This window comes from Streptomyces sp. AN091965, assembly GCF_022698285.1.
Taxonomy (GTDB): domain Bacteria; phylum Actinomycetota; class Actinomycetes; order Streptomycetales; family Streptomycetaceae; genus Streptomyces.
Genome location: NZ_JALDMY010000001.1, coordinates 1,348,909 through 1,361,447 on the forward strand (window position 1 = coordinate 1,348,909; position 12,539 = coordinate 1,361,447).

Here is a 12,539-nt window from a genome sequence, read left to right on the forward strand (position 1 = left end):
AAGTCTGCTACGACTCGGCGAGTTCCAGGGGTTCGTTGGGCCCGCCCTTTTCCTCTATCACCAGGAAGGCCAGGGATTCCTCGCCGATATTCCTCATGTCGTGGAGGTGGAACGCGCCTTCGGCAACGCGGAAACGCTGGGTGTGACCGCGTGCGTACGCGATCTCGCGGCTGGACCCGTCGCCCAGGTGCTGACGGGCCCGACCGCTGGTGAGGGCTATCCAGACGTAGTCGAGGACGTGCCGGTGGACGGGGATCCGCTCGCCGGGACCGAGGCGGGTCTCCCAGATCCGTACGGATTCCGTCTCGGCCAGGAGCGAGGAGCCGACGCGGCCGTTGTGGGCGTTCTTCTCGAAGTCGGCGTGCAGCGGCGGACTCCAGCGGTCGAACGCCTCGGCCACCACGGTGCTGACCAAGGGGGGAACGGCGGGATTTCCTTGACCCATGAACCGGACCCTTTCGGTTTCGGGCGTGCGTCGGTATCCCTGAACGGGCGGCAGACGGTCCGGCCCAGGCTATCCCCGGCGGAATTGCGGCGACAAGAATCAGTCGGGGAACACATACAGGACCTGGGGCTCGCCCCAGGCCACGAAGTGGTCGGCGGGGGTGGCGCCCAGGCTGTCCAGGAGGTGCCGGGAGCGGGTGTTGGCGCGCTGGGTGACGGCGACCACGCCGGGGACGGCGGAGCGCATCGCCTGCCGGGCCCAGCCGACGACCGCGTGGACCGCCTCGCGGGCGTAGCCCTGGCCCCAGTGCTCGGGCAGGAGCTGGTAGGAGACCTCGGTGCGGCCGTCGTGGCCGTCGGGCTCGGCCACGACCAGGCCGAGCACGGCGCCGTCGTGCCGCTCGACGGCGAACGCCCCGGGCACGCCCACGCAGTGCTGCTCGCGGGCGCGGACGACGTCGGCGATCACGGGCCCGCCGAGGTGCCGCCGGACCTGTGGGTCCGTCCACAGCCGGACGGCGTGCGGCACGTCCGGCTCCGCGACCGGGCGCAGGGTCAGGCGCTCGGTCGCGAGCGTCGTCGGCCAGTCGAGCACCGGGCGCTCCGGGGCCTCGTCCGGTGCTGTGGGTCGTTCCGCTGTCGTGCCCCCATCGGATGTCATGGGCCCATCGAAGCAGAGGCAAGATCGTGGTTCACAGGGGCGGTGTCGCCGGGGCCGGGCCCAGGGTGGTCGTCCCGGGGGCGGCGCGGTGGCCGAGACCGGTGCGGTAGGCGTCGAGGGCGGCCTCGACGCGCCCGGTGCGCCGCAGCAGGTCGCCGAGCAGCCGGCACAGATCGGCCAGGTCACCGGCCGCGCTGGAGCGTTCCAGGAGGGACAGGGCCGCGCAGTAGTGCTCCTCGGCGGACTCGGTGTCGCCGCGCTCCTCGGCGATCAGCCCGAGCAGGCGGTGCGCGCCGCCCGCGTGCACGGCGCCGCGCTCGGCGCCCAGCGGCCCGGTGTCGGCGCCGTCCGCGCCGGAGACGAGCAGCGGCCTCAGCAGCGCCTCCGCCTCGTCCGCCCGGCCGCGCCGCCGCAGCACGTCGGCGAGCTCGACCTCGACCTGCTCGGTGAAGAGCGCGGCCCGTTTGGAGGCGAGCATGTCGCGGGCCGTGCGCAACTCGCTCTCGGCGCGGTCGAGATCGCCGTCCTGGGCGTGGACGTAGCCGCGCATCCAGTGGCAGTGGGCGAGTTCGGTGCGGATGTGCAGCTGGCGGTAGAGCTCCTGCGCCTTGGCGAGGGACGCGTCGGCCTCGGCGGTGCGGCCCTCGGCGATGAGCGTACGGGCGACGCCGCGGTGCATGTGGGCGACGAGCGCGGGGTCGCTGACGCTCGGGGCGAGGGCGAGGGCCAGCTCGGCGGCGTGGGCGGCGCGGGCGTGCGCGCCCATGTCCATGTACGGCGCGATGGACGCCGTGTACAGGAGCAGCAGCGCGTCAGGGTCGTGCAGGCCCCCGGCGTTGAGCTCGTCGAGGGTGGTCTCCAGGAGGTAGCAGGCGTAGCGCAGTTCGCCGGTGAGCAGGTGCGCGGTGGCGCGGCCGCGGATGGCGGGGACGCGGCGCGGCAGCGGCTCGTCGGCGAGGAGGCGCTCCACGGCGGCGAAGCAGTCGCGGGCGTCGGTCAGCTCGCCGGACTCCAGGAGGCAGTCGCCGAGGCCCTGGAGGGCTGCGGCCTGCTCGGGCGGCAGGGCGTGGGCGACGGCCTCCTCGTGCAGGGCGCGGAAGACGGCGGCGGCGTCCTCGGGCGCGCCGGTGGCGAGGGCGCGCCGGGCGTCGGTGAGCCGCAGCCGCAGATCGGTGGCCAGGCGGGCGGGCCGCCCGGTGGCCAGCTCCTCGTAGCCGACGCCGAGGCGTCCCGCGAGGTGTCTGAGGGCCGCTTCGGAGGGCCGTACCTTGCCGGACTCCAGGGTGGACACGTAGGCGGGCGTGTAGGCCGGTTCGGCCAGCTGCCGCTGGGTGAGCCCCCGTTCGGTGCGCAGCCGCAGCACGCGGCGGCCGATCTCGGCCGGGTCGTCGAGCCGCGCCCCCTCGGGGCTGTTTTCCGCCACCTCTCCCCCTCCGTGGATCCTCCGTAGGTCCGTGACCTGAGCTAAGTCGATGGGCGCGGGGGTTGGAAAGGGGCCGGACGGGTTTGCCCGGTGGCGTGAAGTCACCCTCGACTCATGTGCCTCAAGTGAAACTTCACGTACGCATTGCCTCTTCCGTCACGGCCCCCTACGTTGAGCGGCGCGTTAATCCTACTTAACTCGTCGCTTAATGCGCGGCCTTGAGGAGGCCCCCACATGACCACCGATACATCAGGCATATCGCCCCGAACCAGAAGAAGGCGCCTTCGGGTCGCCCTCGCGGCGGGCGTCACGCTCGCGGCGACCCTCTCCGCCACGGGTGGGGCGGTCGCCCACCCGGAGCCCTCCGCGGCCGAACCCTCCCGGAGCGTCGAGTACTTCGGCAAGGACGGCCACCCGCGCCACACCGAGGTGCCCGCGCCCGCGCCGCTCACGCGCGAGGAGCGATCGGAGATCGCGGGCGGCGCCGACGGCGACGTCGTGCCGATCGTGCAGAACGGCCCCGTCGGCACCAAGGCCGACGTCGTCTTCATCGGCGACGGCTACACCGCCGCCCAGCAGGAGGACTTCCACGCCGACGTCCGCACCAAGTGGGCGGAGGTCTCCAAGGTCGAGCCGTACGCCTCGTACAAGAACCTCTTCAACGTGTGGGCGGTGGACGCCCACTCGCGGCAGTCGGGCGTCTCGGGCGACCCGACGAGCAACGTCCGCAAGGACACCGCGCTCGGCTCGTCCTTCTACTGCGACAACATCGAGCGCCTGCTGTGCGTCGACACCAACAAGGTCGAGGCGTACGCCCGCAAGGCCGCCGACCCCGACGTGGTGATCGTGCTCGCGAACTCCACGAAGTACGGCGGCGCGGGCTACAACGACATCACCTCGCCCTCCGGCTACGACGGCATCGCCACCGGCTCCTCCGACAACGCCCAGTCCTCGCAGGTCGTCGTGCACGAGCTCGGCCACTCCCTGGGCAAGCTCGCGGACGAGTACTGGTACGACGAGTACGGCACCTACACCGGCGCCGAGCCCTCGTGGCTCAACAGCAGCAAGCTCACGGCCGCCCAGCTGACCGCGCAGAAGAAGAAGTGGTACCGCTGGATCGGCCAGGCGTCCCCCGACGGCGGCACCGTCGGCGCGTACGAGGGCGGCAACTACTACCCGCGCGGCCTGTACCGGCCCACCGACAACTCGATCATGCGCACCCTGGGGCGGCAGTTCAACCTGCCCGGGCGCGAGGCGATGATCGCGGGCTTCCACCGGCACGCCTCGGTGGCGACCAGCGCGACGCCCACCGGCAGCGAGGTGCGCCGCAAGCAGCGCATCACCGTCGAGACGGGCGAGGGCGTCCGCCTGCGGTGGTACGTCGACGGCCACCCGGCCAAGAAGGGCAACGACGCGCGGGCCGTCACGCCGCGCTCCCTCGGCGTGCCCGCCGACGGCCGCGCGCACACGATCTCCGTACGCGCCAAGGACACCACGAAGGCGGTCCGTGACCCCGCCCTGCGCAAGCTCCTGACGAGCGAGCTGACCTGGCACGTCACCCGCTGAGCCGCAGGCTCCGCATGACGGCCCCCCGGGCGGGGCAGCCTTCTGGCCCGCCCGGGGCGGCCACCCGCCGCCCCACCCCGTTCACCGGAGGTGGCACACCATGACCGCCGACGACCCGCGGCCCCTGCTGGCCCAGGCCCGTGAGCTGCTGCCCGGCCTCGTGGCCACGCGGCGCGCCCTGCACCGCGCGCCGGAGCTCGGCCTGCGGCTGCCGCGTACGCAAGCCACGGTCCTGGCCGCCCTGGAGGGCCTGCCCCTGACGGTCACCACGGGGCGGGCCCTCAGCTCCGTCGTGGCCACCCTGGAGGGCGCGCACCCGGGCCGGACGGTGCTGCTGCGCGGCGACATGGACGCGCTGCCGCAACGCGAGGACACCGGCCTGGAGTTCGCGTCCGAGCTGCCGGACGCCATGCACGCCTGCGGTCACGACCTGCACACGGCGATGCTGATCGGCGCCGCCCGGCTGCTCGCCGCGCGCCGGGAGGAGCTGTGCGGCCGCGTCGTGTTCATGTTCCAGCCGGGCGAGGAGGGCGACGGCGGCGCCCGGCACATGATCGACGAAGGGGTCCTCGGGACCCGCGGGGAGGGCGGTGCGGACGCGGCGTTCGCCCTGCACGTGTCGACCCGGCTCGACTCCGGCACCGTGCACCTGCGCCCAGGACCCGCGCTCGCCGCCCACGACACGCTGCACGTGACGGTCCACGGCCGCGGCGGCCACGCATCGGCGCCGCACCGGGCCCTGGACCCCGTACCGGTCGCCTGCGAGATCGTGCAGGCCCTGCAGACGATGGTCACGCGCACGGTCCACGTCTTCGACCCCGCTGTGGTGACCATCGGCAAGATCGAGGCGGGCACCACCACCAACATCATCCCGGAGACCGCCGAACTCCACGGCACCCTCCGAACGTTGACCCCCGCCACGCGGCAGCTGCTGCGGGAGAACGTGGCCCGCGTCGCGCACCACGTCGCGGCCGCGCACGGCGCCACCGCCGAGGTGGAACTGCCGGAGGGCTATCCGCCCGTCGTCAACGACCCCGACCGGACCGCGGCCGCGCGCGCCGCCGCGACCGCGCTGCTCGGGCCCGACCGGGTCCACGAGCTCGCCGAGCCCGTCATGGGCGCCGAGGACTTCTCCTACGTCCTCGAACGGGTCCCCGGCGCCATGGCCTTCCTCGGCGCCTGCCCGCCGGGGACGTCGCCCGAGGAGGCGCCCGACATCCACTGCAACCGGGTCGTGTTCGACGAGGACGCCATGGCCGTCGGGAGCGCCGTCCACGCGGCCGTCGCCCTGCGCTTCCTGGGCGACTGACCGCGCGGACGGCGGGTGCGACGGGCCTCAGACCACCGCGCCGTCACCGCTCCTGCGGCGCCTCGCCTCCAGCGGGCTGCGCGGACGGGGGCCTTCCGGCGGGTGTGCCGGGCGCCGGGGCGCCGGGCTCCGCCGCTCCAGGAGGACCGCCGCGGGCACCGCGACGGACACCGTCGATGCCATGCCGAGGACGACACCGGCGATCAGCGCGAGCGAGAAGTCCGCGAGCGAGTCGCCGCCGAGGACGGCGAGGGCGGCCAGGACGAACAGCGCGCCCATGCCGGTGTTCACCGTGCGCGGCAGGGTGCGGAGGACGGCCTTGTTGGCGAGGTCCGCCAGATCGGCCCGGGGGTCGCGGCGCCGCGCCTCGCGCACCCGGTCGAACACGACCACCGTGTCGTTGACGGAGTAGCCGATGACCGTGAGCACGGCCGCGAGGAAGACGCTGTCGACGGTCTTGCCCAGCCAGGCGAACAGGCCGACCACCAGGAGCACGTCGTGGACCATCGCGGTGACGGCGGCCGTCGCGAACGTCCACCGGAACCGTACGCTCAGATAGATCAGCTGGGCGGCGACGGCGATGCCGAGCGCCACCAGGGCCTTCTGGCGCAGCTCGGCGCCGAGGCTCGGGCCGATGCGTTCGTCGCGTTCGACGGTCACCTCGCCGCCGGGGCCCGCCAGGGCCTTCTTGATGCGCTCCTGTTCGCCGTCACTGAGGTCCCCGGTGCGGACCGTGATGTCGTCCTCGCCCGACTCCTGCACCACGGCGCGCGGGAAGCCCGCGTCCGCGACGGCCTCGCGGGCGGTGTCAGCGTCCAGGCGCTGGCTGGTGCTGTACTCGACGAGGCGTCCGCCCGTGAACTCGACGCCCAGGTCGAGCCCGCGCACCACGATCCCGGCGACCGCCACGGCCACCAGGAGCGCACTGGCACCGAGCCAGCGGCCCCCGTGGCGCACCAGGCGGGGGTTGCGCCGCGCCAGCAGGGTGCGGACGCGGCCCGTGCCGGCCAGGCCGGTGAGCCGGGGCCGGGCGCGGACGAAGCGCCGGCGCACGGCTGCCTCGGCGAGGGCCCTCGTGACGACGAAGGACGCGACCATCGACACGAGGACGCCGATCGACAGGGTCACGCCGAAGCCCTTGACCGGGCCGGTGGCGAAGAAGAACAGCAGTCCCGCGGCGAGCAGCGTCGTGACGTTCGAGTCGACGACGGCGCTCCAGGCCTTGGTGAAGCCGGTGTGCAGTGCCTTGGCCATGCTGCGCGGGGCTTCGGCGGTGCGGGAGCCGCCGTCGCGACGGAGCGCTCGGGGGCCCAGGTACTCCTCCCGCGCGCGTTCGAAGACGAGGACGTTGGCGTCCACGGCCATGCCGATGGCCAGCACGAACCCGGCGAGGCCGGGCAACGTGAGGGTGGCCCCCACCGCCAGGAGCGCGGCGTACGACATGAGTCCGTACAGGGCGAGCGCGAGGGTGGCGAGGGCGCCGAGGAGCCGGTAGACGACGATGATGAACAGGCCGGTCAGGACGAGGCCGATGAGCGCGGCCCGGGTGCTCGCGTCGATGGCGGCGGCGCCGAGCGTCGGGCCGACGGTGCGCTGTTCCACCACGTCGACGGGGACCGGCAGGGCGCCTCCCTTGACGAGGGCGGCCAGGTCACGGGCCTCGCCCTCGTCGAAGCCGCCGGTGATCTGGGTGCTGCCGCCGGTGATGCCGGTGCCGCAGCGCACGTCGGCGTTGACGCCCGGCGCGGAGATGACCTTGCCGTCGAGGACGATGGCGACGCGCCGCTGCGGGGCGTCCTGCGGCGCGCAGGCCGCCTCGCCGGTGACGCGGGCCCAGTCGCCCGCGGCCTTCGAGCGGAAGTCGAGGGTGACGTACCAGCCGTTGAGGGTCTGCTGGTCCAAGACCGCGTCGGCGTCCTTCACGCCGTCGCCGGTCAGCGCGGTCGGGCCGAGCTTCAGATGGCCGCCGGGCCGGTCGGGGTCGGGCAGGGTGCGCGAGCCGTCGGCGGCGGGCGCGGCCTTGCCGGGCCGGTCGGCCGCGCCGGTCACGGGGTGCACGGTCAGCTGCGCGGTGCGGCCGATGACTTCGGCGGCCTCGCGCGGGTCGCGTACGCCGGGCAGTTCGACGACGATCCGCTTGGCGCCCGCCTGGGCGAGGCTCGGCTCGGACACGCCGAGGGCGTCGACGCGCTGGCGCAGGACCTCGACGGCCCTGCGGGTGGCGGCCTCGTCGGCCTTGACGGTGGGTGAGTCCTTGGTCTCCAGGACGATCTGGGTGCCGCCCCGCAGATCGAGGCCGAGGCGGGGCGACTGGGTGAGGGCGAGGAACAGTGAGGCGGCGACGGCGACTAGCGCGACGATCGCCCGCCACAGAGGTGCGCGGGGCATGGGTGTACTCCACATCCACGATGAGGGCATGACGAAGGGGGACGGCGCGGCGGCCGGGCGCGCGAAGCGCCCGTCAGGCGGCGTCCTGAACGGTGTCGTTGCTCATCCGTGGCGGTGGGCCGCGCGGCCGGGGCCCGGCGTCGGCGTGCTGCCGGGCCGGGGCCGCGCCTCCGGCGGCTGCGGCGGGCCCGCCGACGGGCCGGTGCGGCGCGCGGTCGGCGGCCGTGGTGCCCGGGTCCGGCGGGTGCGGGAGGTGCGCGTGGTGCGGGTGCGCGACCATCGCGTGGACGACGCGCGGGAGGTCCGGGGCGCGGGGGCCCACGCTCTCGCTGTGGGAGCGGTCCGGGGCGGCTGTCGCCGTCGGGACCGCCGGGACGGCCCCGGGGGCGCGCGACGGCACGGCGAACGCCAGGACCGCGACGACCACCGAGAGGACCGAGGCGGCGAGCCGGGCGGACCGGGCGCGGTACTGCACGCGGGCCTCCTGGCCGGGTCGGCGGTCGTCGGGAGCCCGCGGCCGGGACGGCCGCGTTCGGGGTGCCAATCGCTCAACGCGGCGGGGGGCGGGCAGGTTCCCGCCGCAGTCCCCGCGCGGCACCAACGCCAGGCGGCGTCAGCCCCGCGCGGCCCCCTCCCCCGCTTCGCCCGCGGCAGAACGTACTTCGCCCGTGGCAGAACATCGCCCCCGCGGCCCCCCGCGCTCCTACGCTGAGGCCGTGACCAGCCATGCGACGAACGACTCGCCCCCTCCGCCGCGGCCGGACCGGGACGCCCGCGTCATTCCCCTGCGCCCGGCCGCGCCCGCCCCCGCCGCCAAGGAGCCCCTGTGGCGTGACGTCGTCGGGGCCGTGCTGCGCCGGGAACGCCTGGCCCAGGAGCGCACGTTGAAGGACGTCGCGGACGCGGCGCGGATCTCGGTGCCGTATCTCTCGGAGGTCGAGCGGGGCCGCAAGGAGGCTTCGTCGGAGGTCCTCGCGGCGGCGGCGCACGCGCTCGGCCTCGGCCTCGGCGACCTGCTGGGTCTCGCGCACCACGAGCTGACGTCCGCCGGGCGGCGGGCACGCGGCGGCCTGCGCGGGCCGGGGGCGTCCTTGGTGTCGCGCACCACGGCGCCGCAGGCCTCCGTGTCGCGGCTCAGCAGCGGCGCTCCGCTCGGGGGCGGCGGCACGCACCAGGGCCGACTGCGGCTGGCCGCCTGACGCGAAAGGGCCCGTGGGGCGCCCGCGTCCGTCATCGGGACGCGGGCCCCCACGGGCCCGGAAAACGGGGTTACGCCTTGGGCCACCACGGAGCGGTGGTGTCCCGCAGCGTGTTGGTGCCGCAGTGCACCTCGCCCATGCCGATGTGGTACGTGTACCAGTCATCGATGTAGGTCGTGGTGAATCCGGCCTTGGCGTACACGGAGTTCACGGCCTCGGTGAAGATGTCCTTGCCGCCGATGACCGGGCCCCACTGCTGGGGCGCGAGGTAGCGGGTCGGGCTGAGCAGGACGCCGTTGACCGCGCCGGGGATGTAGGCGCTGTTCTGCCAGGCCGCGGCGGCCCGGGTGCGGGCCTTGCCGCCCGCGTCGGCACGGTTGTCGTCGCCGCGCAGCTGGTTGAACTTGCGCAGCGAGTCCGGGCCGAGGCGGCGCAGCTTGCGGCTGTTGCTCAGGCCGCTGCCTCCCTGGCCGTCGCGCACGTACAGGCCCGGGACCCGCACGATCTCGGCGTCGGTGACGCCGGTCTCGCGCTTGAGGGTCGCCACGTTGGCCTCGATGCGCTCGGCGGCCAGCTTGTTGTCCGCCTTGAACTTGGCGGAGCCAAGGACCTTGTCGATGGTCTCCTTGGGCGCCGGGACATCGGCGCCGCGCGGCACCGAGAACATCTTCTTCGCGCCGTGGCCCTCGCGCTGGGCCTTGCGGAGGAGTTCCACACCGGCCTTCGGGTCGGCCACGCCGATGCGCCAGCCGCGCTCGGTGTCGGCGGGCAGGAACTGGACGAACTCGTCCACGTGCCCGACCGACAGCCAGGACGTGTCGAGCAGCAGCGGGTCCTGGGCGCCCTGCGACTTCAGGAACGTGCGCATGGACTTGGCGGGCTTGGAGCCGTTGTCCTTGCGGTAGCCCTGGATGATGCGCCCGGCGGGGTAGTCCTTGTTCCCCAGCTTGTACGGCGGAATGGTCTCCAGGTTGCCCATGGAGTTGAGCGTCCACTCCTCGTTGTCGCGGGCCTTGGCGACCTGCACCACGCCGACGTCGGGGCCGCGCAGCTTCTCGAACAGCTCGCGGCCCGCCGGGCGGTCGAGCTGCGCGGAGCGGATGAGCACCCGCATCGTGCGCGGCTTGCCGTCCGGGCCCGGCATGCTGGCGTAGCCCGGCTCCACGAAGTCCTGCGCCCAGATGTCGTCGTACTTGGTGAAGGTGGTCAGCGGCTTGCTGATGCCGGCGTCCTTGACCTGCTTCGCCAGGTTCTTGACGAACTTCTGCTGCGCCTTGCTGTAGGGGTCGCGGCCCGACACCTTGGTCACCAGGACTTCCTGGGCCTTCTGCAGGTGGTGCTGGGTGAGCACGGGCGCGGTGTGCAGCACGACGTCGTCGGAGCGGGACGGGCCGTCGCCGCCGACGGTGAACCGTACGGTGATGTCGCCGTTCCACTGGGCGGCGTCCCGCACCACGTCGGTCGCCTCGATGCCCAGCTCGACGCCGGAGCGCAGCTCCTTCGCGGTGAGCTTGTCGGTGGGCTTCAGCAGGGTCCAGCGGCCGTCGCGGTGGATGAACAGGCGGGCCTTCTTGGCGCCCGCGCCGACCACCTTCACCGTGCCGCGGCTGCTCGCGGTCGCGTCGGGCATGGGCACGGTCCGCAGCCGGGCCAGGTCGGCGGCGTCCTTGGCGCCGTTGACCTTGGTGTCCGACGCGTCGTTGCACCGGGCGAGCTTGGCGTCCGACAGGGGCCGCCCGTGGCTGTCCTTGACGGGACAGCGCTTCGCGTCGTCGTCGATGTTCGGCAGGACGATCGCGCCGCGCTCCCGCGTCCAGGTGTTCTCGCCGCCACTGTCGCTGTCGCCCTCGACGTCCACGCGCCCGTCGCGGTTGACGTCCGCGCGCAGGTCGGGCTTGTTCGCCGGGGCCGGGGTCGCGGCGTCGGCCATGGCCGTGGCCCCCGTCGCCACGAGGACCCCGGCCGCGCCGGCCGCCAGGGCTATCTTTCTCCAGCTGTGCGTGTGCACAGTTCCCCTCTCCTTGTCAGGGCCCTCTGGTCGGTTGGTCGGTCGGCGAGGGCCACTGCTGGAGAAGAGTCCGCGCGGGCGCGGCGGGTTGCCCGGAACCGGAGGGCATCGGGCGGGACACGTGCGCTTACTTCCACTGACAGCCGGACCAACAGGCTGATATCAGGCACCGGGAACCCCCGGGCGGCCGACGGGCGTCCCCGACCGCGGCCCTCCCGAGATCCCTGACAGCGGCCGTCAGACGGACCCGAGGTCCGAGGACATCCACCGCTGCGGGCGCAGCCGGACGACGATCTGCTCGCCGTGCCCCTTCCAGGCCTGCTCCACATAGCCGTCGACCTTGTCGGCCGGGAGGTAGCGGGCCGAGATCTCGTGCAGCTGCTCGCGGGTCGCGGGCTCCGTCGCGACGACCGGGCCCTCCACCGACACGTACCTGATGGACGGCTCCACGCGCTCGACCATGAGCGTGAACCGCCCCGCCGCCGCGATCAGTCGGGCCTTGCGCGACTCCTTGCCCGTCATGATCCAGATCTCGCCGCCGGGCTCGTACTGGTACCAGATCGGGACGGTGACCGGCGCCCGCCCCTCCTCTCCCGCGTCCACGGACAGCGCCGCGATGTGCGCCTGCGCCAGGAACTCCTCGCGCTCCTCGGGTGTGAGGGCCATGTGCGTCTCCTTCGTACGTACGTCAGGACCGTGCGGCCGGCGCCCCGGACGGCGGGGCCGCGGGGGCGTGCCGCGACATCCCTACCCCGGCGAAAGCCCGTTTGATTCCCTCTCCGGCCGGTGTTCGCGAGGACGGCGCGGCGGAGCGCGTCCGTCAGCGCTTGGGCGGGGTGAGGCCGTAGCGCCGCACGACGTCGTCGAACCAGTCGGGGTGGCCGTAGGTCAGGCCGTACTTCTCGGCAAGGGCGTCGAAGGCGCCGCGGTCGGTCGTGCTGGCGGCCACGAGGTCGGCGAGTTCCTGGAAGTAGCGCTCGAAGCCGCCCGGGGTGATGATCTCGATGATGCGGCCGGGGGTGTCACCGGCGTTCCACATCGCGTGCATCTGGCCGCGGGGCTTGATGATGTAGCCGCCGGGGCCGATCACGGTCTCGGCGTCGTCGGAGCGGAAGCCGATCTCGCCCTCCAGCACGATGGAGTACTCGTCCTCCCTGCTGTGCAGGTGGGCCGGGGTGATCACGCCCACGCCGAAGGGGTGCTCGACGATGGACAGCGGGCCCCCGGAGGCCGCGCTGCTCAGCTTGAAGTCGGCGCCGAAGCCGGGGATGGGCGCGTGGTGGCCCTCCCCAGGCTGCACGACCGTGAGGCGCGGGACGCTGGTGCTCATGGGGCATTCCTCCCTGACCGGGTGCGGGGTGCGCCTCGGAGCTCAAGTCGCCGCTCACGAGGGGGCTTTGGGCTCACCACTTCAGGCATCGAGGGCTTCGGGCCAGCCGTGGCGCGGTGTCCGACGCGGGCCACCCTGCCCTACAGGTTTCGTTACAGTCAATGATTGAAACTCTCTCGCGGGGCACGTGAGGGAACGCCGGTTAGGGTGA

At 73.6% G+C, this 12,539-nt stretch carries 11 protein-coding genes; 3 read left to right on the plus strand and 8 right to left on the minus strand.

Features of this window, described 5'->3' with window-relative positions:
• Positions 1–7: 7 nt before the first annotated feature.
• The 3 genes from MQV74_RS05115 to MQV74_RS05125 all read right to left on the minus strand — a co-directional run bounded on the left by MQV74_RS05115 (position 8) and on the right by MQV74_RS05125 (position 2,528).
• Positions 8–415, minus strand: coding sequence for a hypothetical protein (locus MQV74_RS05115; RefSeq protein ID WP_242714820.1), 408 nt, complete (start codon positions 413–415; stop codon positions 8–10).
• Positions 416–544: 129 nt separating this feature from the next.
• Entirely contained in the window at positions 545–1,105 is a 561-nt protein-coding gene (locus MQV74_RS05120) for a GNAT family N-acetyltransferase (protein ID WP_242714821.1), read from the minus strand.
• A gap of 31 nt (positions 1,106–1,136) precedes the next feature.
• Positions 1,137–2,528, minus strand: coding sequence for a helix-turn-helix domain-containing protein (locus tag MQV74_RS05125; RefSeq protein ID WP_242714822.1), 1,392 nt, complete (start codon positions 2,526–2,528; stop codon positions 1,137–1,139).
• 234 nt (positions 2,529–2,762) lie between these two features.
• On the opposite strand from MQV74_RS05125, the gene MQV74_RS05130 reads away from it, so the two are divergent.
• Together MQV74_RS05130 and MQV74_RS05135 are read left to right on the plus strand one after the other, a co-directional pair.
• On the plus strand, positions 2,763–4,094 hold the full coding sequence (locus MQV74_RS05130) for a M64 family metallopeptidase (RefSeq protein WP_242714823.1): 1,332 nt from the start codon (positions 2,763–2,765) through the stop codon (positions 4,092–4,094).
• A 100-nt stretch (positions 4,095–4,194) separates the two neighbouring features.
• Positions 4,195–5,403, plus strand: a complete 1,209-nt coding sequence (locus MQV74_RS05135) for a M20 metallopeptidase family protein (protein ID WP_242714824.1) — start codon at positions 4,195–4,197, stop codon at positions 5,401–5,403.
• Between the two features lie 27 nt (positions 5,404–5,430).
• Here MQV74_RS05135 and secD read toward each other — a convergent pair whose 3' ends face one another.
• Both secD and MQV74_RS05145 read right to left on the minus strand, forming a co-directional pair.
• Positions 5,431–7,791 carry a protein translocase subunit SecD gene (gene secD / locus MQV74_RS05140; protein WP_242714825.1) on the minus strand — a complete coding sequence of 787 codons (2,361 nt, stop codon included), beginning with the start codon at positions 7,789–7,791 and terminating at the stop codon, positions 5,431–5,433.
• Between the two features lie 73 nt (positions 7,792–7,864).
• Positions 7,865–8,266 (minus strand): hypothetical protein, encoded by a 402-nt coding sequence (locus tag MQV74_RS05145; RefSeq protein WP_242714826.1) that lies wholly within the window; start codon positions 8,264–8,266, stop codon positions 7,865–7,867.
• Positions 8,267–8,507: 241 nt separating this feature from the next.
• Between MQV74_RS05145 and MQV74_RS05150 the strand changes: the two genes are divergently transcribed.
• Positions 8,508–8,990 carry a helix-turn-helix domain-containing protein gene (locus MQV74_RS05150; RefSeq protein WP_374120585.1) on the plus strand — a complete coding sequence of 161 codons (483 nt, stop codon included), beginning with the start codon at positions 8,508–8,510 and terminating at the stop codon, positions 8,988–8,990.
• Between the two features lie 70 nt (positions 8,991–9,060).
• On the opposite strand, the gene MQV74_RS05155 is transcribed toward MQV74_RS05150, so the two are convergent.
• The 3 genes from MQV74_RS05155 to MQV74_RS05165 all read right to left on the minus strand — a co-directional run bounded on the left by MQV74_RS05155 (position 9,061) and on the right by MQV74_RS05165 (position 12,328).
• A complete protein-coding gene (locus tag MQV74_RS05155) occupies positions 9,061–10,920 on the minus strand; it encodes a protein-arginine deiminase domain-containing protein (RefSeq protein WP_242728510.1) in 1,860 nt (619 codons plus the stop codon).
• 315 nt (positions 10,921–11,235) lie between these two features.
• Positions 11,236–11,664 (minus strand): pyridoxamine 5'-phosphate oxidase family protein, encoded by a 429-nt coding sequence (locus tag MQV74_RS05160; protein WP_242714827.1) that lies wholly within the window; start codon positions 11,662–11,664, stop codon positions 11,236–11,238.
• A gap of 154 nt (positions 11,665–11,818) precedes the next feature.
• Positions 11,819–12,328 (minus strand): cupin domain-containing protein, encoded by a 510-nt coding sequence (locus MQV74_RS05165; RefSeq protein ID WP_242714828.1) that lies wholly within the window; start codon positions 12,326–12,328, stop codon positions 11,819–11,821.
• Between the last annotated feature and the right edge of the window lie 211 nt (positions 12,329–12,539).